The 24,827-nt window shown below is 72.9% G+C and carries 18 protein-coding genes and 3 tRNA genes; 8 read left to right on the top strand and 13 right to left on the bottom strand.

Features of this window, described 5'->3' with window-relative positions:
- Positions 1 to 55 precede the first annotated feature (55 nt).
- Positions 56 to 1,042: an SGNH/GDSL hydrolase family protein gene (locus OG500_RS26360; protein ID WP_329583844.1), complete on the top strand. Its 987-nt coding sequence runs from the start codon at positions 56 to 58 to the stop codon at positions 1,040 to 1,042.
- 56 nt (positions 1,043 to 1,098) lie between these two features.
- Here the strand turns inward: OG500_RS26360 and OG500_RS26365 are convergent, their stop codons facing one another.
- A complete protein-coding gene (locus OG500_RS26365; protein WP_329583846.1) occupies positions 1,099 to 1,833 on the bottom strand; it encodes an AraC family transcriptional regulator in 735 nt (244 codons plus the stop codon).
- Positions 1,834 to 1,887: 54 nt separating this feature from the next.
- On the opposite strand from OG500_RS26365, the gene OG500_RS26370 reads away from it, so the two are divergent.
- Positions 1,888 to 3,120: an MFS transporter gene (locus OG500_RS26370; RefSeq protein ID WP_327069344.1), complete on the top strand. Its 1,233-nt coding sequence runs from the start codon at positions 1,888 to 1,890 to the stop codon at positions 3,118 to 3,120.
- Here the strand turns inward: OG500_RS26370 and OG500_RS26375 are convergent.
- Positions 3,072 to 4,385: an MFS transporter gene (locus OG500_RS26375; RefSeq protein WP_329583848.1), complete on the bottom strand. Its 1,314-nt coding sequence runs from the start codon at positions 4,383 to 4,385 to the stop codon at positions 3,072 to 3,074. The two genes, OG500_RS26370 and OG500_RS26375, sit on opposite strands and share 49 nt — an antisense overlap.
- On the bottom strand, positions 4,382 to 5,032 hold the full coding sequence (locus OG500_RS26380) for an ArsR/SmtB family transcription factor (RefSeq protein ID WP_329583850.1): 651 nt from the start codon (positions 5,030 to 5,032) through the stop codon (positions 4,382 to 4,384). Before OG500_RS26380 ends, OG500_RS26375 begins: the two co-directional genes overlap by 4 nt.
- 119 nt (positions 5,033 to 5,151) lie before the next feature.
- Here OG500_RS26380 and OG500_RS26385 point away from each other — a divergent pair, with 119 nt between their 5' ends.
- From OG500_RS26385 to OG500_RS26395, 3 genes are all read left to right on the top strand, one after another.
- The gene (locus tag OG500_RS26385) at positions 5,152 to 6,492 is read left to right on the top strand and encodes a deoxyguanosinetriphosphate triphosphohydrolase (RefSeq protein ID WP_327069347.1); all 1,341 of its coding nucleotides are present in this window, start codon (positions 5,152 to 5,154) and stop codon (positions 6,490 to 6,492) included.
- A 22-nt stretch (positions 6,493 to 6,514) separates the two neighbouring features.
- Positions 6,515 to 8,413, top strand: coding sequence for a DNA primase (gene dnaG / locus OG500_RS26390; protein ID WP_327069348.1), 1,899 nt, complete (start codon positions 6,515 to 6,517; stop codon positions 8,411 to 8,413).
- 146 nt (positions 8,414 to 8,559) lie between these two features.
- A complete protein-coding gene (locus OG500_RS26395; RefSeq protein WP_442907150.1) occupies positions 8,560 to 9,723 on the top strand; it encodes an RNA polymerase sigma factor in 1,164 nt (387 codons plus the stop codon).
- A 14-nt stretch (positions 9,724 to 9,737) separates the two neighbouring features.
- Here the strand turns inward: OG500_RS26395 and OG500_RS26400 are convergent, their stop codons facing one another.
- The 4 genes from OG500_RS26400 to OG500_RS26415 form a co-directional block, all read right to left on the bottom strand.
- Positions 9,738 to 12,473, bottom strand: a complete 2,736-nt coding sequence (locus tag OG500_RS26400) for a GH92 family glycosyl hydrolase (protein WP_329583855.1) — start codon at positions 12,471 to 12,473, stop codon at positions 9,738 to 9,740.
- A gap of 119 nt (positions 12,474 to 12,592) precedes the next feature.
- Positions 12,593 to 13,999 (bottom strand): glutamate decarboxylase, encoded by a 1,407-nt coding sequence (locus OG500_RS26405; RefSeq protein ID WP_327069351.1) that lies wholly within the window; start codon positions 13,997 to 13,999, stop codon positions 12,593 to 12,595.
- Positions 14,000 to 14,038: 39 nt separating this feature from the next.
- A complete protein-coding gene (locus OG500_RS26410; protein ID WP_327069352.1) occupies positions 14,039 to 15,475 on the bottom strand; it encodes an FGGY family carbohydrate kinase in 1,437 nt (478 codons plus the stop codon).
- Positions 15,476 to 15,631: 156 nt separating this feature from the next.
- Positions 15,632 to 15,925 carry a hypothetical protein gene (locus OG500_RS26415; RefSeq protein WP_327069353.1) on the bottom strand — a complete coding sequence of 98 codons (294 nt, stop codon included), beginning with the start codon at positions 15,923 to 15,925 and terminating at the stop codon, positions 15,632 to 15,634.
- Between the two features lie 252 nt (positions 15,926 to 16,177).
- On the opposite strand from OG500_RS26415, the gene OG500_RS26420 reads away from it, so the two are divergent.
- Both OG500_RS26420 and OG500_RS26425 read left to right on the top strand, forming a co-directional pair.
- Positions 16,178 to 16,250: transfer RNA gene (locus OG500_RS26420), tRNA-Asn, on the top strand.
- Between the two features lie 50 nt (positions 16,251 to 16,300).
- A tRNA-Asn gene (locus tag OG500_RS26425) sits at positions 16,301 to 16,373 on the top strand.
- A gap of 113 nt (positions 16,374 to 16,486) precedes the next feature.
- Here the strand turns inward: OG500_RS26425 and OG500_RS26430 are convergent.
- A complete protein-coding gene (locus tag OG500_RS26430; protein WP_329583857.1) occupies positions 16,487 to 17,254 on the bottom strand; it encodes a trypsin-like serine peptidase in 768 nt (255 codons plus the stop codon).
- Between the two features lie 121 nt (positions 17,255 to 17,375).
- Positions 17,376 to 18,236, bottom strand: coding sequence for a trypsin-like serine peptidase (locus OG500_RS26435; RefSeq protein WP_327069355.1), 861 nt, complete (start codon positions 18,234 to 18,236; stop codon positions 17,376 to 17,378).
- Between the two features lie 244 nt (positions 18,237 to 18,480).
- Between OG500_RS26435 and OG500_RS26440 the strand changes: the two genes are divergently transcribed.
- Positions 18,481 to 18,554: transfer RNA gene (locus OG500_RS26440), tRNA-Ile, on the top strand.
- A gap of 148 nt (positions 18,555 to 18,702) precedes the next feature.
- On the opposite strand, the gene OG500_RS26445 is transcribed toward OG500_RS26440, so the two are convergent.
- From OG500_RS26445 to OG500_RS26460, 4 genes are all read right to left on the bottom strand, one after another.
- On the bottom strand, positions 18,703 to 20,424 hold the full coding sequence (locus tag OG500_RS26445; RefSeq protein WP_327069356.1) for a hypothetical protein: 1,722 nt from the start codon (positions 20,422 to 20,424) through the stop codon (positions 18,703 to 18,705).
- Between the two features lie 94 nt (positions 20,425 to 20,518).
- A complete protein-coding gene (locus OG500_RS26450) occupies positions 20,519 to 20,800 on the bottom strand; it encodes a hypothetical protein (RefSeq protein WP_327069357.1) in 282 nt (93 codons plus the stop codon).
- Between the two features lie 74 nt (positions 20,801 to 20,874).
- Positions 20,875 to 22,401, bottom strand: a complete 1,527-nt coding sequence (locus OG500_RS26455; RefSeq protein WP_327069358.1) for an LCP family protein — start codon at positions 22,399 to 22,401, stop codon at positions 20,875 to 20,877.
- Positions 22,402 to 22,596: 195 nt separating this feature from the next.
- The gene (locus OG500_RS26460; RefSeq protein ID WP_329583861.1) at positions 22,597 to 24,609 is read right to left on the bottom strand and encodes an FtsW/RodA/SpoVE family cell cycle protein; all 2,013 of its coding nucleotides are present in this window, start codon (positions 24,607 to 24,609) and stop codon (positions 22,597 to 22,599) included.
- Between the last annotated feature and the right edge of the window lie 218 nt (positions 24,610 to 24,827).

Below are 24,827 nucleotides of genomic sequence, written 5' to 3' on the forward strand. Positions count from 1 at the left end.
ACCGTCACGACCGGGTGGCCATGACCTCCATGGCGACGGCCTTCGGGAGGCGGGGGTGAACGGCCGAGCCAGGTGTGGCCGTATCACCGGTGCGGGCGCGGGCACGCTGGCCGTGCTGCTGGCGCTGGCCGGTTGCTCCGGCGGTGCGAAGCCGGCCCCGCACGGGGCGGCCTCCGCACCGGGCGCCACCGTGTCGAGGCCCGCCGTGCCGAGCGGCCCGTACGTGGCGATCGGCGACTCCTACACGGCCGGGCTGAAGGTCGACCCGGCCGGCGGCGGAGTGCGCGGCTGCTCCCGCTCGGCGGCCAACTACCCCTCGCTGGTCGCCGCGGACCTGCACCTGGCGCCGGGCCGGTTCACCGACGTGAGCTGCTCCTCCGCCACCACGGCCGACCTCACGGCCGCCCAGCAGGTGGCCGGCGGCAGCAACCCGCCGCAGCTGGACGCGCTCAGCGCCGCGACCGGGCTGGTCACCATCGGGATCGGCGGCAACGACGCGGGCTTCATGAAGGTGATGGAGCACTGCGCCGAGCAGGGCGTGGCCGCCTCGCTGCTGCGGGCGGTCGATCCCAAGGGCGCCAAGGACTCGCCCTGCCGGGACTCGTACACCGCGGCGGACGGCAGCGACAAGCTGACCGGGGTGATCGGCACCGTCGGGCAGAACGTCGCCGGGGTGCTGGGCGAGGTCACCCGCCGGGCCCCGCACGCCAAGGTGTACCTGGTCGGCTACCCGGCGCTGCTGCCCGCCGATCCGGCACGCTGCGGCTCGCTGCTCGGCGGTGCGGTCACCGCCGGTGATCTGGCCTTCCTGGCCGCGCAGGAGCAGCGGCTGAACGCGGAGCTCAAGAACCGGGCCGAGGCGGCCGGCGCGGTGTTCGTGGACACCTACACGCCCTCGCTCGGCCACGACATGTGCTCCGGCCAGTCGACCCGCTGGATCGAGCCGCCGTTCCCCGCCGCCGGGCGCGCCCCGCTGCACCCGAACGCGGCGGGCCAGCAGGGGATGGCGGTGGCGGTGCTGCGGAGCGTCCGCGGCGGCTGACGGCGGCTGACGGCGGCTCAGGGCGCGATGGGGCGGCGCCGCCCGGGTGCGGCTGCTCAGGACTCGCGCTGGTAGCGCCCCGGGGTGGTGCCGAAGGCCAGCCGGAACGCCTCGATGAAGGCGCTCGGCGAGCGGTAGCCGGCCGCCGCCGCCACGGCCGTCACCGAGCGCCCCTCGGCGAGCAGGGCCAGCGCGTGCTGCAGCCGCAGTTGGGCCCGCCACTGCGGGAAGCTCAGGCCGGTCTCGCGCCGGAACAGCCGGCTGAGGGTCCGCTCGCCGGCCCCGACCGCCGCGCCGAGCTGGGCCAGGGTGCGCGGATCCGCGGGGTCGGCGGCCAGCAGCCCGGCCAGGTCGCGCAGCCGCGGGTCGCGCGGGGTGCGCAGGCCCAGCGGCAGCTCCGGGGCGGCCCGCAACTGCTCCAGTACGGCCTGCTCCAGGGTCGCCCGCCCCAGCGCCTGCGGCCCGGTCAGGGCGGCGATCAGCTCGCGCAGCAGGGGTGTGAGGGCCAGCACGGTGGGCCGGTCCAGGCTGAGCGGATTGAGTGCGGCCGCGAAGGCCAGGCAGCGCAACTCGGCCGGGCCGTGCGCCTGGTGGGCGTGCGCGACGCCGGCCGGCACCCAGACCGCGCGGTGCGGCGGGACCACCCAGCTGCCCGCGGGGGTGAAGACCCGCAGCACTCCGAGGCCCGGCGAGATCAGCTGGTTGTCGGAGTGCAGGTGCCAGTCGACCCGCTCCCCGTGGGTGAGCGGCCGCCGGACGGGTCCGGCCGGGTCATGGCGGGTTGGCGACATATGTTGGCAGAGTAGCGGAAGCCGGCAGCCACCTCGCCGGGCCAGGCTGGCGGTATGAATCCACCAGCCACCAGTACGGCGGCACCCGGGGGGACCGGCTGGCGCCGGATGCGCCTGTGGGGCCTGGCCCATGCCGTCGACGATCTCTACCAGGGCCTGGTCCCGGCCGTGGTGCCCTACTTCGTGCTCGACCGCGGCTACGGCTACCTGGCCGCCGGCGGGCTCACCCTGGCCGCCACCCTGGGCAGTTCGGTGCCGCAGCCGTTCATCGGCCTGGCCGTGGACCGGTTCGCGCTGCCCCGGCTCGCGCCGGCCGGGGTCGCGGTCGCCGGGCTCGGCCTCGGCCTGTCCGGGTTGGTGCGCCCCTATCCACTGGTCTGGCTGCTGGTGCTGCTCTCGGGGCTCGGGGTGGCGATGTTCCACCCGGCGGCGGGCAAGGCGGCCCGGGTGGCGGCCGGTGACAGCGCTGCCGCGATGAGCGTCTTCGCGGCCGGCGGCAGCGTCGGCTTCTTCCTGGCCCCGGTGCTGGCCACCCCCGCGCTGGTGGCCTGGGGCGTGGGGGCCACCGCGCTCTTCCTGCCGCCCGCGCTGCTGATGGCCTGTGCGCTGCTGCGGGCCGGGCGGCGTCACCACGGCGCGGCCACCGCTGCCGCAGGGGTGCGCGCGGGCAGCGACCGCTGGGGACCGTTCGCGGTGCTGACCGCGGTGGACGTGGTCCGCTCGGTGGTCTTCTTCGGCGTCAGCACCTTCGTCGAGCTGTACTGGCTGCGCCACCTGCACGCCTCGCACCTGCTCGGCGGCGTCGCGCTGGCCTGCTTCCTGGGCGGCGGGGTGGCCGGCACGCTGGGTGGCGGGCGGCTCGCGGACCGGATCGGCCTGGTGCGCACCATCCAGTTGGGCACCGCGTTGACGGTGCCGGCGCTGCTGGCCCTGCGGCTGACGCCGGGGCAGTACCCGCCGCTGCTATTCGCGCTGCTGGCGGGTGCGGCGCTCAATCTGCCGTTCGCGGTGCAGGTCAAGCTGGGGCAGGACTACCTGCCGAGCCGCCCCGGTACCGCGGCGGGGGTGACGCTGGGCCTGGCCGTCAGCGTGGGCGGCCTGGTCGCTCCGCTGCTCGGCCTGATCGCCGAGCGGCACGGTCCGCAGGGGGTGCTCGCGGTGCTCTGGGCGGTGCCGCTGCTGGGCGTGGCGCTCGGGTGCTTCCTGGTCGAGCCGGCGCCAGCGGTCGGAGCGACGGCTCAGGCGGCCACGGCCCGGACGAGCGATCCGGCCGGCAGGTCGCGGTAGCGGCGCAGCGGGGAGAACCACAGGGTCAGTCCCGCCAGCGGCAGCGCGGCGCAGGTCAGCCACATCGCGGGCAGCACCCCGAGCCAGCCGGCCAGCGCCCCGCCGACCAGTGCCCCGAGCGGCATCAGGCTGTAGTTGACGAACGAGCCGCTCGCGGTGATCCGGCCGAGCAACTCGGTGGGGATGTAGCTCTGGGTGAAGGTGGCGCGCAGCACGTTGCCCGCCACCACGCCCGCCGAGACGGCCGCGGCGCCGACCAGGTAGCAGAGCATCCCGGTGCCCGGGCCGGTGAGCGGGACGAGCAGCTCCAGGGCGGGCAGCACGATCAGGAAGAGGAGCAGCGCCCGGGCGGTGCCGAGCGCGGCGCCGACCCGGCGGGCCACCAGCGCGCCCACGATGCCGCCGATGCTGGCGGCGCCGATCAGGGTGCCGAGCGCGCTCTCCGGCAGCTGGGCACGGCCGAGCAGGAAGACCACCTGGATCGACTGGGTGGCCGTCAGGGAGAGGTTGGCCAGTGCTCCGTAGATCATGAAGCAGCGCAGCCAGGAGTCCCGGGCGATCACCCGCAGTCCCTCGCCGACCTCGCTGAGCAGGGTCGCCCGCTTGCGGTCGCCCGGTGGGGTGAGCGCCTCGCGCTGGCGGATCGAGCCGGTGCAGAGCAGTGAGACCACGAAGGTCACGGTGTTCGCCAGCAGGCTGTCCACCGGGCCGAAGACCTGCGCGAGGGCGCCGCCGGTGCCCAGGCCCACGATCTGGGCCGCCGAGGCGCTGCCCTGCAGCTTGGCGTTGCCCTCGGCGCGGTCCGCCGCGGCCACCAGGCTCGGCAGGTAGGCGGTGTAGGCGGTCTGGAAGAAGACGGCGCTGGTGCCGGCACAGAGCGCGACGAGCAGCAGCTGGGGATAGCTCAGCAGGCCGAGGACGGCGGCCACCGGAACGGTCAGGTAGAGCAGCAGCGAGGCGGCGGCCGAGGCCAGCATGACGGTCCGCCGGCGCAGCCGGTCCACCCAGGCACCCACCGGCAGGCCGATCAGCAGCCAGGGCAGCCAGGTGGCGGCGGTCAGCGCGGCCACCTCGAAGGCGGTGGCGTGCAGTGCGGTGACGGCGATCAGCGGTAACGCGAGGCCGGTGACCGAGGAGCCGTACTTGCCGGCCACCTCGCCGGTGAAGAGCAGCCTGAAGTCGCGGTGGCGGCGCAGCAGGCTGCGCTGGGGCACCGCGGCCCAGGAGGTGTCGGCGACATCAGCGGTGGCGGTGGAGGTCTTCACTCGGACTCCTCGGTCGGCGCGGCCGGTTCGGTCGGCGCGGTCGGTTCGGGCAGCATGGGCAGGTTCTGGAACTGGATCAGGACGGGCTGGGCGTCCGGCGGCACCGGTGCGTCCGGACCGGGGACATGGCGCTTGACCACCGCGGTCAGCTCGGCGTTCAGCGCCCGCAGCTGATCGGGCGTCATCCGTACGTCGCCCCAGTCCGACATCTGACCGGCGCCGACCCAGTCGCCGGTGAGCGGCACGGACAGCGCCCGGGCGGCCCGCTGGAAGGTCCGCTCCAGGTAGTGCCGCTGGTAGGCCTCCAGGGCCTGGCGGGTCTGCGGATCGCCCTGCATGTCGCGGGTCCTGAGTACCAGCGTGCGGTCCTTGCGCCGCCACCAGCGCTCGCGCTTGGTGCCGCGCCCCTCCTCCTCCTCGATGTAGCCGTGCTCGGCCAGGTGGCGCAGGTGCCAGCTGACGGTGCCGGTGTTCTCACCGAGCTGGGCGGCGAGCCTGGCCGAGGTGGCGGGGCCCTGGTCGCTGAGCAGGTCCAGGATCCGCATCCGCAGCGGGTGGGCGAGGGCGCGCAGGCTGCGCGGGTCGACGGTCCGGGAGCCGGGCGTCGGGGTGGGCTCGGTGGGCCCGGCGGGGGTTTCGTTGGTCACGGTGAAGACCCTAGCTTGCAGAGTGTTCTCTGCATAGGAGATTCTGCAGAGAGTTCTCTGCAACATTTCGAGCGCGCTGCTCCGGAACCGTCACAGCGGCGGCGTACGGTAGCTGTCCTATGGACGCCACGTACGCTGCCGCGCACCAGGACCCGCACGACGACCGACCGAACGGCCCATCCGGCGGCCGACCCGACGAGCACGCCGAGGCCCGTTGGGTGCCCGAGCCGGACAAGCGCCCGGGCCGCACCGCCTACCAGCGCGACCGGGCCCGGGTGCTGCACTCCGCCGCGCTGCGCCGACTGGCCGGCACCACCCAGGTGGTGGTCCCGATGCGCAGCGACTTCCCGCGTACCCGGCTCACCCACTCGCTGGAATGCGCCCAGGTGGGGCGGGAGTTGGGCGCTGCGCTGGGCTGCGACCCGGACCTGGTGGAGACCGCCTGCCTGGCGCACGACATCGGCCACCCGCCGTTCGGCCACACCGGCGAGGAAGCCCTGGACCAGGCCGCCGAGCGGTGCGGGGGCTTCGAGGGCAACGCCCAGTCGCTGCGCATCCTGACCCGCCTGGAGCCCAAGCGCTTCGCGCCGCTCGACGAGGCCCCGGCCCGGCTGGCCCCCCGCCCCGGGCGCAGCGTCGGCCTCAACCTGACCCGGGCCGCGCTGGACGCCGCCACCAAGTACCCCTGGCCGCGCGGCGCCCACCCGCTCGATCCGGACTCCGCCAAGTTCGGCGTCTACGCCGACGACCTGCCGGTCTTCCGCTGGCTGCGCTCGGGGGCCCCGCAGGGCCGCCGGTGCTTCGAGGCCACCGTGATGGACTGGTCGGACGACGTCGCCTACTCCACCCACGACGTGGAGGACGGCCTGTACGCCGGGCACATCGACCCGGCCGCGCTGCGCAGCGCGGACGAGCGGGCCGAGCTGTTCAAGGTGGCCGAGCGGTACGCGCCCGGCGCCGAGCCCGAGGAGTTCGGCGCCGCGCTGGACCGCCTGCAGGCCGAGGAGTGGTGGCCCGCCTCCTACGACGGCACGCCGCGCGGGCGGGCCGGGCTCAAGGACATGACCAGCCAGCTGATCGGCCGGTTCTGCCTGGCCGCCGAGCAGGCCACCCGGGCGCGCTACGGCCCGGGGAGGCTGACCAGGTACGCGGCCGAGCTGGTGGTCCCCACCGGCGTGCGGCTGGAGTGCGCGGTGCTCAAGGCGGTCGCCGTGCGCTACGTGATGCAGCGCGACGAGCAGGCCCAGCTGCGGGCCCGGCAGCGGATCGTGATCGCCGAACTGGCCGAGCTGCTGGCCGCCGGCGACCCGGCCGAGCTGGACCCGGTCTTCGCCGCCCAGTACGCCGAGGCCGAGGACGACCAGGGGGCGCTACGCGCCGTGATCGACCAGATCGCCACCCTCACCGATGCCTCGGCACTGGCCTGGCACGGCCGCCTGGTTTCCGCCGCCCGACCGTGAACCGACCCCGTACACTTCCAAGGTGGCGGGACGGATCAGGGATGAAGACGTGCAGGCGGTGCGCGACGCGCTGCCCATCGACGTGGTCGTCGGCGACTACGTGCAGCTCACCAACGGTGGCGGGGGTCAGCTGAAGGGCGTCTGCCCGTTCCACGACGAGAAGTCCGCCTCCTTCTACGTCAGTCCGAGCAAGGGTGTCTTCCACTGCTTCGGCTGCCAGGAGAGCGGCGACACGATCTCCTTCCTGATGAAGATCGAGCACTTCTCCTTCGCCGAGGCCGTCGAGCGGATGGCCGCGCAGGCCAACATCACGCTGCGTTATGAGGAGGGCGGCTACTCCTCGCGCGGGCAGCAGGGCGAGCGGACCCGGCTGGTGGAGGCCCACAAGGTGGCCGCCGCCTGGTACCGCGAGCAGCTGGAGACGCCCGAGGGCCAGATCGGCCGCACCTTCCTGGCCGAGCGCGGCTTCGACGCCGAGGCGGCGGCCCGGTTCGGCGTCGGGTACGCCCCGGCCGGCTGGGAGCACCTGGTCCGCTACCTGCGCGGCAAGGGCTTCACCGACCGGGAGATCCTGCAGGGCGGCCTGGCCTCGCAGGGCCAGCGCGGCGGGCTGATCGACCGCTTCCGCGGTCGCCTGGTCTGGCCGATCCGGGACGTGGCGGGCGAGGTGGTCGGCTTCGGCGCGCGCCGGCTGCGCGAGGACGACAACGGGCCCAAGTACCTCAACACCCCCGAGACGCCGATCTACAAGAAGTCGCACGTGCTGTACGGCATCGACCTCGCCAAGAAGGAGATCGCCAAGTCGGGGCGCGCGGTGGTGGTCGAGGGCTACACCGATGTGATGGCCTGTCACCTGGCCGGTGTCACCACGGCGGTGGCCACCTGTGGCACCGCCTTCGCCGAGGACCACATCAAGATCATCCGTCGGCTGCTGATGGACACCAGCCAGTACCGCGGCGAGACGGTCTTCACCTTCGACGGCGACGCGGCCGGCCAGAAGGCCGCGCTGCGCGCCTTCGAGGACGACCAGAAGTTCGCCGCCCGCACCTCGATCGCGATCACCCCCGGCGGCATGGACCCGTGCGAACTGCGCCTGGCCCAGGGCGAGGAGGCGGTCCGCGAGCTGATCGCCAACCCGGTGCCGCTCTTCGAGTTCGCGCTGCGCTCCACCGTCGCCCGGCACCGGGTGGACGCGGCCGAGGGTCGCGCGGCCGCGCTGGAGGAGGCGGCCCCGATCGTCGCCAAGATCAAGGACCCGTCGATCCGGCACGAGTACGCGGTCCAACTCGCCGGCCTGCTCGGCATCCTGGACGAGCAGTTCGTGGTCCGCCGGGTGGGTCAGATCGCCCGCTGGCAGCGCGAGTCGCCGCAGCAGGGCCGCGGTCAGCAGCAGCGCCGGATCGAGCCGCAGGCCGCGCCGCCGCGGCCGGTGCTGCGCCTGGACCCGCGCGACCCGGCGCAGTTCGTCGAGCGCGAGCTGCTCAAGCTCGCGATGCAGCACCCGGAGCTGGTGAGCCCGGCCTTCGACCAGTACGGCGAGGAGGAGTTCACGGCGCCGCCGTACGCGGCCGTGCGCCGGTCGATCGGCAAGGCCGGCGGCACCACCTACGGTGCCGCGCTGCCGCACTTCCTCACCCAGGTCCAGGAGAACGCCGAGAACGACCAGATCCGCTCGCTGATCAACGAGTTGACGGTCGAGCCGGTGCGGACCCGGCGCAAGCCGGACGAGATCTACGCGGGCGAGTTCCTGGTCAAGCTGCGCCGGGCCTCGGTCAGCCGCCGGGTCCAGGAGGTCCGCGCCCAGCTCCAGCGGCTGGGCAGCCGCGCCACGGCCGAGGAACTCGCTCCGGTTCAGCAGGAGTTGTGGGCGCTGCAGCAGTACGACGACAACCTCAAGACGCGCGGATCCGCCGGGCTGTGAGCCGCACGGCTGCCCGGCCGGGCGGTTGGTGACGGATTTTCAGCAGCGCCCCTCTCGGCGTCGGCCTGTGGCGTACCCCACACTGAAGGGGTCTTAGTCCGTCGACGTCCGGGCGTCCTCGCCCGCGGAGGGTGGGCCCCTTGGAGATCGTCAGAGCGCCCGAGGCGGTGCCGCCGACCGCCGGGTTCGCGGCCGGATTCGGCCCCGCCGCGCCGGATCCCGGCCCCACCGCGGCGGGGCCGGCGTCGGACGCCGACGAGCCCGAGGCGGACGAGGCCGACGCGTTCGAGACCGAGACCGAGCCCGAGCCCGAGACCGAGGTCGAGACGGAGCCCGAGTCCGAGGGCGAGGAGCCGGACGATCGCGGCCCGTCCGCGGCATCGGCCCAGGACGCCCAGGGCCCCGCCGCCGACCTGTTCCGCCAGTACCTGCGCGAGATCGGCCGGATCAAGCTGCTGTCCGCGGTCGAGGAGGTGGAGCTCGCCCGGCAGGTCGAGGCCGGCCTCTTCGCCGAGCAGCACCTCGCTGAACACGGCCTGCCCGAGGGCCCGTTGGCCGACGAGCTGGATCAGCTGGTGGTGCTCGGCCGGATCGCCAAGCGGCGGCTGATCGAGGCCAACCTGCGTCTGGTGGTCTCGGTCGCCAAGCGCTTCATCGGCCGCGGCCTGACCATGCTGGACCTGGTCCAGGAGGGAAACCTCGGACTGATCCGGGCCGTTGAGAAGTTCGACTACACCCGCGGCTACAAGTTCTCCACCTACGCGACCTGGTGGATCCGTCAGGCGATGAGCCGCGCGCTCGCCGACCAGGCGCGCACCATCCGGGTCCCGGTCCATGTGGTCGAGCTGATCAACCGGGTGCTGCGGGTGCAGCGCCGGCTGCTCCAGGAGCACGGCACCGAGCCCACCGCCGCCCAGTTGGGCCTGGTGCTGGAGCTGTCCGAGGCACGGGTGCGCGAGGTGCTGCGGCTGGCCCAGGAGCCGGTCTCGCTGCACACCCCGATCGGCAACGAGGAGGAGGTGGCGCTCGGCGACCTGATCGAGGACGCCGACGCCACCTCCCCGGCCGAGAGTGCCGCCTTCCTGCTGCTGCGCGAGCACCTGGAGGCGGTGCTGGCCACGCTCGGCGAGCGCGAGCGCAAGGTGGTGGAACTGCGCTACGGGCTCGCCGACGGGAGGCCGCGCACCCTGGAGGAGATCGGCGCGCTCTTCGGGGTGACCCGGGAGCGGATCCGCCAGATCGAGGCCAAGACCCTGGCCAAGCTGCGTGATCACGCGTTCGCCGACCAGTTGCGCGGCTATCTGGACTGACCGTCCGTCACCTGCTACGGCACGGTCCACTTCTGCGCACCGGTGCCGTTGCAGTCGTAGATCTGCAGCTGGTTGCCGTCGGTGGTGTCACTGTTCGGCAGGTCCAGGCAGCGGCCGGAGGGCGGATTGAGCAGCGAGCCGTCCGGCCGCGGCCACCACTGCTGGGCCCCGGTTCCGTTGCAGGTCCACAGCTGCACCTTGGTGTTGTCGGCCGTTCCGCTCTGGGTGACGTCCAGGCAGCTGCCGAAGGCCTGGAGGCTGCCGTCGGAGGCGAGCGTCCACTGCTGGGCGGCGGTGCCGTTGCAGTCCCAGATCTGCACCGGGGTGCCGCTGGCGGTCTGACTGTGCAGCACGTCCATGCACTTGCCGGCCAGTCCGGTCACCTGCCCGGTGACCGGGGTGGCAGGACCGACGTCGAAGGACGGTGGGGCGTCCGCCGCAGCCGAGCCCCAGGAGCTGGCGGTGCTGCTCAGCGCGTACTGCAGGGTGCCCCCGTTGCTGATGAGGCTCTCCGGCAGCCAGGGCTGGTCGGAGGGGGCGCCGTTGACCGTCAGTCCGGTCACGTAGGGCGCGTTGTCGGCGGCGGCCGGGGCGTTGAGGTTGATCACCACGCCGTTGCCGCGGGTGATCGTGACGGCGGGGAAGAGCGGGCTGGCCATGGCCAGTTCGGAGCGCCCCGGCACCTCCGGGTAGAGGCCGACCGCGGCCCAGACGGCCCAGGACGAGAGTTCCCCGAGGTCGTCGTTGCCGGGCTCGCCGTTCGGAGCGTCGGAGAAGAGGGTCGTCAGCGCCTGGCGGACCACGGCCTGGGTGCGGGAGGGGCTGCCCGCGTAGTCGTAGATCCAGGGGGTGGCCACCGAGGGCTCGTTGCCCAGGTAGGCGTAGGGCGCGTTGGTGCCCGCGTTGAGGTGGCCGAAGAAGGCGTCGAGCCGGCTGCTCACCGCGCTGTCGCCGCCGAGGGTGGCGATGAGGCCCTGCAGGTTCTGCGGGACCAGCCAGGTGTACTGCGAGCTGGTGCCTTCGGCGAAGCCGCTCGAGGAGGTCGGGTCCTGGGCCTGGAAGCTGTGGTCGGTGTTGCGCGGACCGATGTAGCCGGTCCCGCTGTTGAGCAGGTTGCGCCAGTCCTGCGCCCGGTGCAGGAACTCCTGCCAGACCGTGGAGTTGCCCAGGCGCTGGGCGAGCTGGGAGATCGCGAAGTCGGCGCTGGCGTACTCCAGGGTCACCGAGGCCGATTCCGAGTCGGCGCTGGCGGGGACGTAGCCCATCGCGTCGTACCCCTCGTGGTCGCCGCGCTCCTTGTCGTTCTCGGCCCCGGTCACCGCGAGCTGCAGCAGCGTCTGGGCGTCGAAGCCGGTGGCGCCGAAGGCGTACAGATCGCTGGCGATGATCGTCATCGGATCCCCGACCATCACCCCGGTCCCGGTGTTGGCCAGCGTCCAGCGGTCCAGGTAGCCGTCCTGCTGTCCCTGGTTGACGATCGACTGGCCGATGTCCGAGGCCTGTTGCGGCGCCAGCAGCGCCAGCAACTGGATCTGGGAGCGGTAGATGTCCCACCCCGAGAAGTCCGCGTACTGGGTGTGCCCGGCGGCGACCGTGTGCTGCTGGCCGTCGAAGCCGATGTACTGGCCGTTCACGTCGCTGAAGACGCTCGGGTCCTGCAGCGCGTGGTACAGCGCGGTGTAGAAGGTCCGGGTGTCCGTGCTGCTGCCTCCGGAGACCGCGATCCGGCTCAGCATGCTGTCCCAGCTCGCCCGGGTGGCCGTCTGCACCTGCCCGAAGGTGTCGGAGCCCTGCTCGGCCTGCAGATTGGCCTGGGCGCCCGCGACGCTGACGAAGGAGAGGCCGACGCGGGCGGTGACGGTCTGACTGGTCGTGGTGTCGAAGGAGAGCTGGACCAGGGAGCCGCCGGAGACGCTGGCCTGGCTGAAGGGGTGGTCGAAGGCGACCGTGAAGTACAGCCGGTAGTGGTTGCCGCTGTTGCAGAAGTTGCCGCTGTCGGTGTACCCGGAGAGCTGCGCGCTGCCCAGGGTGATGCTGCCGGTGGCGGCGTTGGCCGCGGTGCCCGCATCGACGGTGAGCGAGGCCTGCTGGCCCGCCGGGTAGCTGAACTGCGCGATGCCCGAGCGCGGGGTGGCGGCCAGGTCGGTGCGGATCCCGTCGTCCAGGGTGACCGAGTAGGTGCCCGGCGAGGCGGACTCGTTCGTGTGCGAGAAGGTCGAGGATGCGACCGGTGTGCTGCCCAGGAACGGCATGAACGGGACGTTGTCGTAGTCGCCGCAGCCCGCGCCGGATATGTGGGTGAGGCTGAAGCCGTGGATCCGGTTGTCGTCGTAGACGTAGCCGCCTGGCTGCCTGCTGACCGTGTCCGGGCTCCACTGCACCATCCCGAGCGGGGCCACGGCGCCGGGGAAGGTATTGCCCGCCATACCCCCGCCGCCGTAGTCGTCGGTGGGTGACTGCGTGCCGACGAAGGGGTTCACGTACTGAGCCGGGTCGTCGACCGTGGTCGCGGCAACTGCTCCGCCCGAGGCGGCGGTTGTGTGGACGACGACCGGTTGCTGGGTGGCGGGGCGCCCTGCGCAGCTCGCCGCGACGAGTGTGGCGCAGGCGACCAGGGTGGCCGGGCCCTGCCGCCGCCAGGGGCGGGTTGTGCGCTTGGTGCGACAGGGACCGGTTGGCCGGGTGGGGTTGGACGGGCGGGACGGTGGGCGCACGGGGCAGGGGCGCCGATGGGATCTCAGGATGCGCACGGGTTCCTCCTACTGACTCCCCGTCAGTGTTCCCATGCGGAGGGTAGTAAATCTGAGGATCTCCCACGCAATCGGCGAATCTTCGGTACACTACGCCGCCACCCCTGCCTCCCGTCCGGTCAGTGGTGGAAGCCGCTCTCCGGCTCGATGCCCCGCTCCTGTGCCGGGCCCGGCTGGCGCGAGAGTTCGGGCAGCAGCCGGGCGAGGTCGGCGAGCAGCATGTCGGCCAGGTCCATGGTGAACCCGTTGCGGCAGACCATCCGGAGCACCGACAGGTCCGTCCGGTTGTCCGGGAAGGTGTACGCGGGCACCTGCCAGCCGCGTTCGCGCAGTCGCCGGGAGACGTCGAAGACGTCGAAGGCCGTCACCTCGTCGGCCACCGTGAAGGCGAAGACCGGCAGCTCGTCACCCCGGGTGAGCAGTCGGAAGGAGCCCAGCTTCTCGACCTCGGCGGCCAGATGGCGGGCCACTCGGCGACAGGACTGCTGCACCGCGCGATAGCCCTCGCGGCCCAGCCGCAGGAAGTTGTAGTACTGCGCGACCACTTCGGCACCGGGCCGGGAGAAGTTGAGCGCGAAGGTGGGCATCTCGCCGCCCAGGTAGTTGACCTTGAAGACGAGCTCCTCGGGCAGTGCCTCGTGGTCGCGCCACAGCGCCCAGCCCACGCCCGGGTAGACCAGCCCGTACTTGTGTCCCGAGGTGTTGATCGAGGCGACCCGGGGCAGTCGGAAGTCCCAGAGCAGGTCGGGGTCGAGGAACGGCGCCACCATGCCGCCGGAGGCGCCGTCCACGTGCACCGGGATGTCCAGACCGGTGCGCTCCTGCAACTCGTCGAGCGCCGCGCAGATCTCCTGGACCGGCTCGTAGGAGCCGTCGAAGGTGGAGCCCAGCACGCCCACCACGCCGATGGTGTTCTCGTCGCAGAGCGCCAGGGCCGACTCGGCGTCCAGGTGGTACCGCTCGCCCTCCATCGGCGCGAGCCGGCACTCCACCTCCCAGAAGTTGCAGAACTTCTCCCAGCAGATCTGGACGTTGACGCCCATCACCAGGTTCGGCCGGGCCCCGGCGTCGTACCGGTCCTGGTTGCGGCGCATCCAGCGGCGCTTGAGCGCCAGGCCGGCGAGCATGCAGGCCTCGCTGGAGCCGGTGGTGGAGCAGCCGACCACCTGCTCCGGGTCCGGTGCGTGCCACAGGTCGGCCAGGATCGCCACGCAGCGCCGCTCCAGTTCGGCGGTCTGCGGGTACTCGTCCTTGTCGATCATGTTCTTGTCGGCGCACTCGACCATCAGCCGGTCGGCTTCCGGCTCCATCTGCGTGGTGACGAAGGTCGCCAGGTTGAGCTTGGCGTTGCCGTCCAGCATCAGCTCGTCGTGGATCAGCTGGTAGGCGATGTGCGGCGGCAGCGGTGCGTGGTGCAGCCGGTGTTTGGGCGGAGCCATCCGCATCGCTCCGACCGGATCGGCCTCGCCCAGGAGGGCGTTGACGGCCAGTCGGTGGTCCGCGCTCGAGCCGGGGTGCAGCGCCATGCCTCAGAAGCCCTTCGTGGGAGACCAGGGCTTTCCACGCTAGGCCATCTCAGCGATCTCCGGGTGGGTTTGGTCCCGCACCACGCCGTACTGCTGCCGAATGGCGGTGCCGAACGGCTGATCAGGATCTGGTTCGAAGGTCTGCGCCTCGGGCAGCTCCCACTGCGGCGGTTCGGGTGTGCCGGCCAGTGCCCAGGCGGCCTGCCGGGCCGCGCCGCGCGCCGCGTGGTCGCCCGGCGGCGGGATCAGCACCGGTACGCCGAAGATCGCCGGGGCGATCTCGCGCACTGCCGGCAGTCGCCCGACCGCCCCGAGCAGGAAGACCCGACGGACCGTCACGCCCCTGGCGCGCAGCGCGTCCAGCGCGTCGGCGATGTTGCAGAGCATGCCCTCCACGGCCGCCCTGGCCAGGTGCTCGGGCGTCATCGACTCGGCCCGAAGGCCCGTCAAAGTGCCTGCGGCGTGCGGCAGTCGGGGCGTGCGCTCGCCCTCCAGGTAGGGCAGCAGCACCATCCCGTAGGCGCCGGGGGAGGAGCGCAGTGCCAGCTCGCTCAGCCCCTCCAGGTCGCGCCCGAGCAGGTTGGCGGTGGAGCGCAGCACCTGGGCGGCGTTGAGCGTGCCGATCATCGGCAGGTGGTGACCGGTGGCGTCGGCGAACGAGGAGACGGTGCCGCTGGGGTCCACCACCGGCTGCTCGTGCACCGCGAAGATGGTCCCGAAGGCGCCGAGCGAGACCACCGCGTCGCCCGGCCGCAGGCCGAGGCCGAGGGCGGCGGCCATGTTGTCGCCGGTGCCGGCCGAGATCAGCAGGCCCTCGGGGGTGTGCCCGGCGGGCTCGTTGGGGCCGAGCACCTCGGGCAGCCGCAGCAGCTCGTGCCCGAGCGCCAGCTTGATCAGGTCCTGCCGGTACTCGCCGGTGATCGGCGACCAGTAGCCGGTGCCGGAGGCGTCGCCGCGGTCGGTGGTGCGCCGCTGCGGGTGGCCGAGCAGCTGCCACACCAGCCAGTCGTGCGGCAGCAGCACCTCGGCGATCCGCCGGGCGTTGGCCGGCTCGAACTCGGCCAGCCAGCGCAGCTTGGCGATGGTGTAGGTGGCGGCCGGGACCGCGCCGATCGCCTCCGTCCAGGCGGCCGGGCCGCCGAGCGCGTCCACCAGCGCGGCCGCGGCGCCCGAGGAGCGCGGGTCGGTCCACAGCAGCGCCGGGCGCACCAGCACGCCGCCCGCGTCCAGGCCGATCAGGCTGTGCTGCTGGGCGGAGACGCCGATCGCCCGCACACCCTCCAGCAGGCCGCCGGTGGCCGCCTCGCCCAGCGAGTGCAGCCAGGACTGCGGGTCCGCCTCGGTGGCGCGGGCCTGCGAGGCCTCGGAGGCCGGGTGCGGGGCCTTGCCGGAGCGCAGCACGGCCCCGGTGTCGGCGTCACACGCGACGATCCGGGTGCGAAGGGTCGAGCTGTCGATGCCCGCGACGATGGCCATGAGAGAGATCATGCCGCAGCCGGGGCCGCTCGTTCCGCCGTCCCGGGCAAGTGTTGCCCACTCGGTACGCCCGCCACGGCCGGTGGGCCCCGGCCGTCACCCACGGCGGCCGCCCGTGAGCGCACGGCGAGAGCCGGCCCCCACGGGCGGACCCGCTCAGGGGCGCACGGTGCCCCAGCTGTCGTCCGCCTCCCGCTTGCGGTTGAAGCAGGACACCCGGTCGGTGAGCGCGTTCGGCAGCTTCTCGCCGACCCGTCCGGTGACCGCGCCCACCGCCTTGCCCGCCGCCGAGCCGGCCGACTCCTTGGCCCGCTGGGTCGCGCTCTGCACCGTCGGGTGCTGAGCGACCTTCTGGGCGGCGGCGGCGATCTGCTCATAGCGCTGCCGGCCGGCCCGGGCTCCCAGCACGTAGCCGGTCGCGGCCCCCACGACGAACGTCAGCTTCCACATCTCTTGGGCCTCCACCCTCTCCACGCGGCGCCTGCCGCGATGCCCTACCCGTCCCGCCGGCCGGCGAACCGCCCCGCGTCCCGTCCAGCATCCCCGCCCCGGACCCGCGCGGCGCGCCGGGGCACGCCGGAGGGGGCGAAGCCGGCCCGGGGCGGGGCCGCTCCGCGAAAGCGATTGGCGGAGCACCCCCCTGGATGCGCTAATGTATGTCCCGCAGCAAGCGCCCGACAGTGTGCGCTGCGAACAACACAATCCCGCATAGCTCAATTGGCAGAGCAGCCGACTGTTAATCGGCAGGTTATTGGTTCGAGTCCAATTGCGGGAGCTCAAGCAACTGAGCCGGTGTCATCCGGTTCGGGTCGCTTGGCGCAGTGATCCCCCATAGCTCAATTGGCAGAGCAGCCGACTGTTAATCGGCAGGTTATTGGTTCGAGTCCAATTGGGGGAGCAGTCAGACGCCCTCCGGTCCGCCGGGGGGCGTTTCGTCGTTCCCGCCCCCGCCGCCGGCTCCTGCCGCCCCGGGGCGGCGGCCCGAGGGGGCCGACCCGCCGTCAGCCGGTCTCAGGCGGTGGCCTGCTGGTAGAGCGCCGAGACCCGGTCGTCGAAGCTCACGCTGTAGGAGACGTCCGGGCTGTCGCCGCCCTGCTGGTAGCCGCCGATCACGCCCACCACCGTGCCGCCGCCCCCGCCCGGTTCCAGGTCGGTGAGCCAGGGGCTGCCGCTGGTGCCGTCCGAGAAGCCGCCGCAGTCGAAGCGCTCCTGGGTGGCGCTCTGCGCGGTGGTCCTGGTCGAGCAGGTGATCGGCGCCTCGTGGTCGTACGGGTAGCCGGTGACCGTGACCGTCAGGTCGAAGCCGCGGTTCACCCCCAGCCGGTTGCCGCCCACCACGTCCTCGATCTGCTTGCCGTCAACGGGCTCGACCGTGAGGAACGCCACGTCGTACTCCGGGTCGGCGTCCTGCTGCCAGCGCTCGTCGGTGATCACCCGGTCCACCGTCCAGGTGCCGAGCGCCGTGTCGCCGTTGCGGTAGCCGGGCGCGAAGGACAGGCCGGTCATCGGGGTGCCGTCGGCGTTGGTGACGCAGTGCGCGGCGGTGATCAGCAGGTCGCGGGCCGGGCTGGTCACCACGCTGGCGGTGCAGGAGCGGCTGGTGCCCTGGTCGGCCAGCAGCACCCCGACCCGCTGGTCGAGCGCGTCCGGTGGGGCGGCGCTGGCGCTCAGCCCGGGCGGCGGGTGGGCGCCGGGCGGCCGGCAGCCCGCGGCGACCAGGACGCCGGCCAGCGCGGCGCCGATCGTCAGCGCGCGGCGCGCCTGCCCCCGCCCGGTCATCCGCCGCACCCTTCGGTCCGCTCCGGGCGCGGTCGCGCCGGACGTCAGCCTCAAGATCTACCAGGCCGACACCGGCCCACGCCAGGTGCGGTCCGGTCCGGGGCGGGCGACCGGCGCCGGCTCAGCCGGTGGCGCGGTCGTAGAGCGTCTGGACGGCGTCGTCGAAGTAGCTGGTGTAGGAGATGTCCGGGGTGTTCCCGCCCTGCTGGTAGCCGCCGATCACCCCGACCACGGTGCCGGTCTTGGTCCGCGGGTCGAAGCCGGTCACCCACGGGCTGCCGCTGGTGCCGCCGGTGTAGTCGGGGCAGGCGATCCTCAGCTGGGTGGCGCTCTGCTCGGCGGTGGTGTTCATGCAGGTGATCGGCACGTCGGCGGTGCTCGGGTAGCCGGTCATCCGCACCGGCAGCTGGTAGCCCTTGTCGACGCCGAGCTTGTTGGCCCCCAGCACCTGCTGCACCTGCTTGCCGCCCTGCGGCTGGACGACGGCGAAGGCCACGTCCAGGTCGGGGTTGCCCTGCTGCGCCCAGCTCGGGTCCACCGTGATCGCCGTCAGCGGCCAGACGCCGTTCGGTGCGTCCCCGCCGCGGTAGCCGGGGACGAAGACCAGGTCGGCCCGCTGGCCCACGCCGGGGTCGTAGACGCAGTGCGCGGCGGTGACGATCAGGTTCTGCCCCGCGCTGTCCACCACGCTGGCGGTGCAGAAGTGGTCGCCCGAGGCGTCATTGGTGAAGACCGCGCCGACCAGCGCGTTGACCGGGGTGGGGGAGGCGGTCCGGGTGGTGCCCTTGTGCTTGTCGAAGGCGGCCAGGAACCGCTGCTTGTTCCAGCCGTGGTGGTGCGCGCCCGGCGAGGCGCTCGCACCGGCCGAGGGGCTGAGGGAGAGCGCCTGGCCCGGTCTCCCGGCGGACGAACCACAGCCCGTCGCCGTGACCGAGATCACCATGACGGCCGCCAGGCCGAGCGGCACGCTACGCGCCGTCATAAGACTCCCTCCACGGGCTCCTGAGGCACCAGCTTCACTCGGGCGGCAGTGCCCTGCCACCCCGGCGCCGGCCGGGCTCCGGGCGACCCGTGACCAGCGGGACCGGGCCCGGGAGCGCATTCGTGGTGCGCCCCCGGCGCGCACCACGGCTGATCGACCGGATATGCTGCCCGAGGCGGCCCAGCAGGGCCGTCTGTGCTGCGATGGACAGCCACTGTGGTGGCCAGTACCGACGCGGTGAGTCGGGGCGGTAGCTCAGCCGGTTAGAGCAGGGGACTCATAATCCCTGGGTCGTGGGTTCGAGTCCCACCCGCCCTACTCCAGGATCCTCGGGGTCCATCCATCGAATCCCGGTGGCTGACCTGCGGAAACCCTCGCTCGCCAGGCCAGAGCATAGGGCACCGGGTTGCCTTCGGGCCCGGTGCCACGCCGGAATTCACCTCCTTGGCCGAACCGTTGGCGCCGGTCAGCTCCGGGTGAAGGTGCGGGTGGCCGCGGCGGCGATGGCCAGGCCCAGGCTCCAGCCGAGGACGGTCAGCACCACCGTGACCACCGCCGGGACCCCGTGGTACTGCCACGCGTCGGACTGGCCGAAGTGGATGATCGGGATCAGGTGGTCGGCGGCGTAGAGCACCGGGTTGAAGGCCGACTCGTCCTCGGTGCTGATGTGTTGCGGCCGCACGGTGCTGAAGTAGCAGCTGGCCACGACCAGCAGGCCGATCGCCCAGCCGAAGGCGCGCATCGGCCGGTAGCCGTAGCCGACCAGGGCGTCCAGCAGCCGGCCGGGTATCCGCCGGTACCAGGGCAGTTGGGCGCTGAGCGAGCGCATCTTCGCGAGCAGCACGGTCCGGGCCTCGCCGTCGTTGCCGAGCGCGCGGTAGTAGGCGGCCAGTTGCTCGTAGGGCTGGGCGCGGTAGCCGCCGGTCCTGGTCCGGTCGGTGCGTACCTGGCGGCGCAGCAGCTGCAGCCGCTCGCGGGCCTCCAGGTAGCGGGCGAAGGAGCCGTAGCTGAAGCCGTCCAGGTTCAGCCGGTTCGGCCAGGAGGCCAGGTCGTCGCGGATGCCGGACTCGGCGGTCGCACCGTAGAGGGTCAACAGGGCGTCGGGGCTGGTCATTCCGCCCAGGTCGAGGTGGCCGAAGCGGGCCCCGTTCAGCCGGATCTCCCCGTCGGTGCTGAAGCCGTTGCTCAGGTACACGGTGCCGGCCACCACCATCCGGCCGGCGTTCAGCACCGGCCGCTCGCCGGTCGTCAGCGGGGGGCGGTGCAGGATCGCCCCGTTCATCATCAGGCTGCCGCCGATCCGCGCGCCGATCAGGCTCATCGAGCCGTGGGCGGTGAAGACCGGCGCTGTGGCGGTGCTGCGGTCGGGGCGGAAGGAGGCCTCACTGGCGACGGTCATCGAGGTGCCGTTGAACGCGCCCTGCGGGCCGGTCAGCGTGGCACCGTCGAACAGCAGGGCGCTGCCGATGTGCGCCCCCGGCAGCCGCACCTCGCCGAGCGCCTCCAAACGCTGGGCCAGCAGGCTTCGGCCGATCCGGGCGCCACCGGCGTTCAGGGACTTGCCGTCGGGTGCGGTGTTGCGCAGCTTCGCGTCGTTCACCGTCACCTGGCCGTTGACCACGGCGTTGATCAGGCTGAACGAACCGGTGACGGTGATCCGGTTGGCCAGCAGGCTGCCCTCGACCATGATGCCGTCGGCGTGCACCGCCAAGTGCTCGCCGCCCTCGACCACCGCGTCGCGCAGGTCGAGGGTGCCGTGCACCTGGGCGCCGTACGCACTGAGGGTGGTCAGGTGGGAGTTGCTCAGATCGATCGGCCCGGTGGTCGCCTCGTCCAGCGTGATCGGCCCCTCGAACCGGCAGCCCTGCAGCAGCAGCTGGGAGCTGAACTGCCCGTGTGCCCCGTCGAGTCGACCGGTGATCAGGGCCCCGGCGAGCCGCAGCGCCGAGACCGCTCCGGCCACCGCCGGCCGGGCGCCGAGCAGCAGCGCGGCGATCACCTCCCCTCGCACCACTCGCTCTGCACCCCACCGGTGCGCCTGCGCCGGACGGTCCAACTCCTCGTCCCCGGAGCGCAGGTCGACCAGGTCGCCGTGCGGGAAGGCCTGCCAGACCCGCCGCTCGACCGCGCTGAGCCGGCCGAGTCGACGGGGTATCTCACTGGTCCTGGGATGGCGGATACGGCTCATGGCGACCATGCTGCCGCATCCCGCCGACGCCGTCGGCGTCGGGAGGATCACATCCCTGAGCGGGCGTCAGGCCCGGGCGGTGTCCGGCCGGGCACTAGCTGAGCCGGTCGGTCAGCCAGCGGGCGCCGCGCAGCACAGCGGCCCGGCGGCGCTGGCGCCGGGAGTTGAGGCGCGCCTGGGCGGGAATCCGGCCCGGCGGGGTGGCGGCCAGGTCGGCGAGCCGGGTGGCGGAGCGGGCCAGCTCGGCCAGCAGCCGACGGCGGCGCTCCGGCTCGCCGGTGTGCGCCAGGGCGGCGTGCAGGCCCTCGATCTCGGCGACGGCCGCGGCCAGGCGCAGGGTGGCGGAGTCGGTGGACGCGTGGTCCCCCCAGGACATGGTCAGCGTCGTTCCTTTCGCAGCTCGGACAGGTCAACGGGGTCGAACGGCTCGAAGGGTGGTGCGCGGGCGGGTCAGCCATAGCTGAGTCCGCTGCAGGCGTCGGCGTCGGCGGGACGGGTGTTCTGGGCGATCCCGCCGGGCACCGTGCCCGGTGAGGCGTTCGGCGTGCTGCTGGGGCCCGCGGCGGCGAGCGCCGTGGCGTAGTCGGTGCCGAGGGTGATCGTCACCGTGGTGCTCTCGGAGTCGGCCCGGACGTCCGCGCCCGGGAACAGCCGGGCGAGCCGCTCGGCGTCGGCCTGGTGGCCCGGGCCGTAGCCGATGCTGGTGACGGCGCGGTCGATGCCGTCGTCCTCCTCGGTGACCTGCTGGTAGCCCTGGGCCCGCAGGTCGCGGATCGCCTTGAGGGTCACTCCGGGGGTGTGCGTGCCGTTCTGCACGGCGATCGGCACCGTGAGATCGGCGGGCTGGGTGGCGCTCGCGCCGGCCGGGGCGGAGGCGGTCGCCCGGCCGGTGCTCCGGCCGTCCAGTGTGCGGTCCTGGCGCAGCAGCGTCCACAGAGTATCGGCGTCGGGGTGGAGCAGTGCGACCCGGTCGCCGGCGTACCGCCAGGGCGCCGTGACGAAGGTGATGTCGGCCAACTTGACGCCGTGCAGCGACTGGACGAAGGAGGCGAGCTTCAGCGGGCTGCCGAGTCCCTGGTCGACGGTGAGCGACCTGGTGGCCGCGTCGGCCAGCGGGAGCAGCGTGGTGAGGTCGAAGCCCTGGGCCTGGATCTTCTGGATCAGTGCGGACAGGAAGGCCTGCTGACGCCGCATCCGGCCGATGTCCGAGCCGTCGCCGATCCCGTGCCGGGCCCGCACGAAGGCCAACGCCTGCTGGCCGGAGACGTTCTGACGGCCCTTCCTGAGCCGGATGCCGAAGCCGTCCACGTCGTTGGGCACGCAGACCGGCACACCACCGACCGCCGAGGTCATCGCGGCGAAGCCCTTGAAGTCGACGACCACGGTGTGGTCGATCCGCAGACCGGTCAGCGTCTCCACGGTGTTCTGCGAGCAGGCCGGGTTGCCGTTCGGCGCGCCCCCGACCGAGAAGGCGGAGTTGAACATCTGGTTGTGCTGCGGAGCGGTCCACCGGCCGCCCGGCAGCAGGCAGGGCGGGATGTCCACCAGGGAGTCGCGCGGGATCGAGACCCCGACGGCGTGCCGGTGGTCGGCGTAGACGTGCAGCAGGATCGCGGTGTCCGAGTTGCCGGTGCCCGACTCGCCGCCCGCCAGCTCCTGGTTCCCGTTGGCCCGGCTGTCCGAGCCGAGCAGCAGCACGTTGACGGGGGTCGCGCCGGAGGCGTCGCTGGGGCCGGCCGGGGGGCGGCTGGCGGCGACGCCCGCACTGTCGAAGGTGCTGAGGTTGCCGGTCAGGTGCTGGTAGAGCCAGAAGCCGGCGCCCGCGGTGAGCAGCACCAGGCCGGCGGCGGTCGCGGCGGCGATCCTGATCAGCCGGCGGCGTCGCGGCTGGGCAGGTCCGGAGTCGGGCCGTAAGGTGGGGTCTTCGGCCGTGGGACGGGAGCGCTGTGGTCCGAGGTGGCCCTCGGGATCGGTCATGGGGCGGTCTCCGCGCGGTCGCCGGCGAGCCGGTTCGGGTGCTCGATAGGACGGCTCGGCCGGATGGCCGGTTGCACAGTTGCGCAATTTAGCAAGTATTGGCCATGGAAGACACGTTGGCAACACCGCCAGACGGGTGGGCGACAGCGGCGGCCGGGTGGTGGATCCCCGGCCGCCGCGTCAGGTGAGCAGGCCTCAGAAGCCCGGCATCGGTGCGCCCGGCTCGGAGCGCGGCGGGAACTCCATCGCCGAGCCGGTCAGGTACTCGGGGTGGCTGCCGGTCGGGAAGCCGGAGTTGGGGTACGCCGGGTAGCCGGTGGGGGTGTTGGCCGGCGGGGGGTAGCCGGGGTTCTGCTGTCCCGTGGGCCAGCCCCCGCCCGGGTATGCGGGCGCCGCCGGCTGGGTCGGCTGGGCACCTGGGTAGCCCGGCATCAGCGCCTGACCGCCCTGGGCGCCGGGGTAGCCCGCCGTCTGGTGGCCGGGCAGGGTGCCAGGGTGGCCGGCCTGGTCCGGCTGCGCGCCGGGGTAGCCCGGCTGCTGGTCGCCCGGCCCGCCGAGCGGCGCGGCCGGCTGCGGGATCCCGACGCCCGTGGGCGCGGCCGGTGCCGGCGTGCCGGGGGCGGGTGACCCGCCGTCCGGCGTCTCGGTCCCCGGGGTGCCGCCGTCGCCGTTGCCCGCGGTGCCGCCGCCCGTCGCCGTCCCGTGCAGGGTCGGCGACCCGTAGGGGACCGCCGAGCCGTGCAGCGTGCCGCCCTGCTGGCCGGGCACGCCGCCCTCGCCGGTCACGGCCGGCTTCGGCGGTGCGATGCTGCCGGTCGGCTCCGGCTCGGGCTCCAGCTCGGTGCGCCCGGCGGCGTCGCTCAGTTTGATCAGCAGCGCGGTGAGCAGCCAGTTCGCCAGTGTCGAGGAGCCACCCGCGGCCAGGAACGGCAGCGCCTTGCCGGTCAGCGGGATCAGCCCGGAGACGCCGCCGACCACCACGAAGACCTGCAGCGCCACCGCGCTCGCCAGGCCCGCGGCCAGCAGCTTGCCGAACGGGTCCGACAGCATCAGCGCGGTCTTGAGGCCGCGCTGGAAGAAGAGCGCGTAGATGAGCAGGATCGCGGTCACCCCGGCCAGGCCCAGCTCCTCGGCGACCGTGGTGAAGATGAAGTCGCTGCGCCCGGCGAAGCCGATCAGCCACGGGTAGCCCGAGCCGAGCCCGGTGCCCAGGATGTGGCCGCTGCCGAAGCTGAACAGCGCCTCGGCGGGCTGGTTGGAGGGGACCGCCCCGGTGCCCGGCGGGTTGGTCTTGTAGTACTCCAGCGGGTCCAGCCAGGCGGTGACCCGGCCGTGCACGTGCGGCTCCAGGGTGCCGACCACGGCCGCCCCGCCGACCGCCATGACCAGGCCGATGACCACCCAGCTGGTCCGCTCGGTGGCCACGTAGAGCATCACGATGAAGACGCCGAAGAAGATCAGCGAGGTGCCCAGGTCGCGCTCGAAGATCAGGACCAGCAGGCTGATCAGCCAGATCGCCAGCACCGGCCCGGCGTTCCGCCCGCGCGGCAGGCTCAGGCCCCAGACCTTGCGGCCCACCAGCGCCAGCGCGTCCCGGCTGATCGTCAGATAACCGGCGAAGAAGACGCAGATGGCGAGCTTGACGAACTCGTCCGGCTCCACCTGGATGCCGGGCAGGTGGATCCACCGCTTGGCGCCGAAGTCGTCGCCGGGGAAGAACGCGGGCGCGGCCAGCAGGATCAGCGCGCCGATCATCAGGATGTAGACGTAGCGCTGGAAGAAGCGGTGGTGCTTGATGAACACGACCAGCCCCATGGACACCGGCACCGCGATGAACAGCCACATCACCTGGGACGGTGCGGAGGGCAGCTTCTGGTAGTCGCCCTTGACGGCGTGCGCGATCGCGTACGACTGGTCCAGCCGGTTGAGCAGCACCAGGCCGAAGCCGCTGAGCAGCGTCGCGCACGGCAGGATCAGCGGATCGGCGTAGCGCGCGAAGCGCCGCACCACCAGGTGGACGCCCAGGGTGAGCACGGTGAACGACACCCCGTAGACCAGCAGGCCCGGCGGCAGCTTGTCGTTCAACGCCTCGTCGGCGTAGATGTAGGCGAAGAAGCAGACCGCGAGGGCGAAGAGCAGCATCACCAGCTCGATGTTGCGGCGGCGATCAGCTCCGCGTTGGCCCTCGGTCCGCTGGCTGCCTATCACACGAACTCCCCACCGGCACGGCACTCTGGACCGCCGAATTCTCGCACGAACCGAGGGACCGCCGAGCCACCGGTCCGCTCGGGGGTGGTGTGCGGGACCCTTCGCGCCGGGGGGCGGCGCGGTTAGACTGAGCGCCTTCGCGACCATGGGTGGTCGGCCCGGGTGGCCGGCCCGGGCGCATGCACGGGCCACGCGGGGACCAGGGGCGACCAGAAAGA

The sequence above is a fragment of the Kitasatospora sp. NBC_01250 genome, from assembly GCF_036226465.1.
Taxonomy (GTDB): domain Bacteria; phylum Actinomycetota; class Actinomycetes; order Streptomycetales; family Streptomycetaceae; genus Kitasatospora.

Excerpts from the sequence above, each read along its gene's own strand:
- OG500_RS26430 (WP_329583857.1), bottom strand. The coding sequence starts at position 17,254 with ATGACCGGGCGGGGGCAGGCGCGCCGCGCGCTGACGATCGGCGCCGCG.
- OG500_RS26405 (WP_327069351.1), bottom strand. The coding sequence starts at position 13,999 with ATGGCGCTGCACCCCGGCTCGAGCGCGGACCACCGACTGGCCGTCAAC.
- OG500_RS26455 (WP_327069358.1), bottom strand. The coding sequence starts at position 22,401 with ATGACCGATCCCGAGGGCCACCTCGGACCACAGCGCTCCCGTCCCACG.
- OG500_RS26415 (WP_327069353.1), bottom strand. The coding sequence starts at position 15,925 with ATGTGGAAGCTGACGTTCGTCGTGGGGGCCGCGACCGGCTACGTGCTG.
- OG500_RS26365 (WP_329583846.1), bottom strand. The coding sequence starts at position 1,833 with ATGTCGCCAACCCGCCATGACCCGGCCGGACCCGTCCGGCGGCCGCTC.
- OG500_RS26445 (WP_327069356.1), bottom strand. The coding sequence starts at position 20,424 with ATGAGCCGTATCCGCCATCCCAGGACCAGTGAGATACCCCGTCGACTC.
- OG500_RS26370 (WP_327069344.1), top strand. The coding sequence starts at position 1,888 with ATGAATCCACCAGCCACCAGTACGGCGGCACCCGGGGGGACCGGCTGG.
- OG500_RS26435 (WP_327069355.1), bottom strand. The coding sequence starts at position 18,236 with ATGACGGCGCGTAGCGTGCCGCTCGGCCTGGCGGCCGTCATGGTGATC.
- OG500_RS26410 (WP_327069352.1), bottom strand. The coding sequence starts at position 15,475 with ATGGCCATCGTCGCGGGCATCGACAGCTCGACCCTTCGCACCCGGATC.
- OG500_RS26450 (WP_327069357.1), bottom strand. The coding sequence starts at position 20,800 with ATGTCCTGGGGGGACCACGCGTCCACCGACTCCGCCACCCTGCGCCTG.
- OG500_RS26385 (WP_327069347.1), top strand. The coding sequence starts at position 5,152 with ATGGACGCCACGTACGCTGCCGCGCACCAGGACCCGCACGACGACCGA.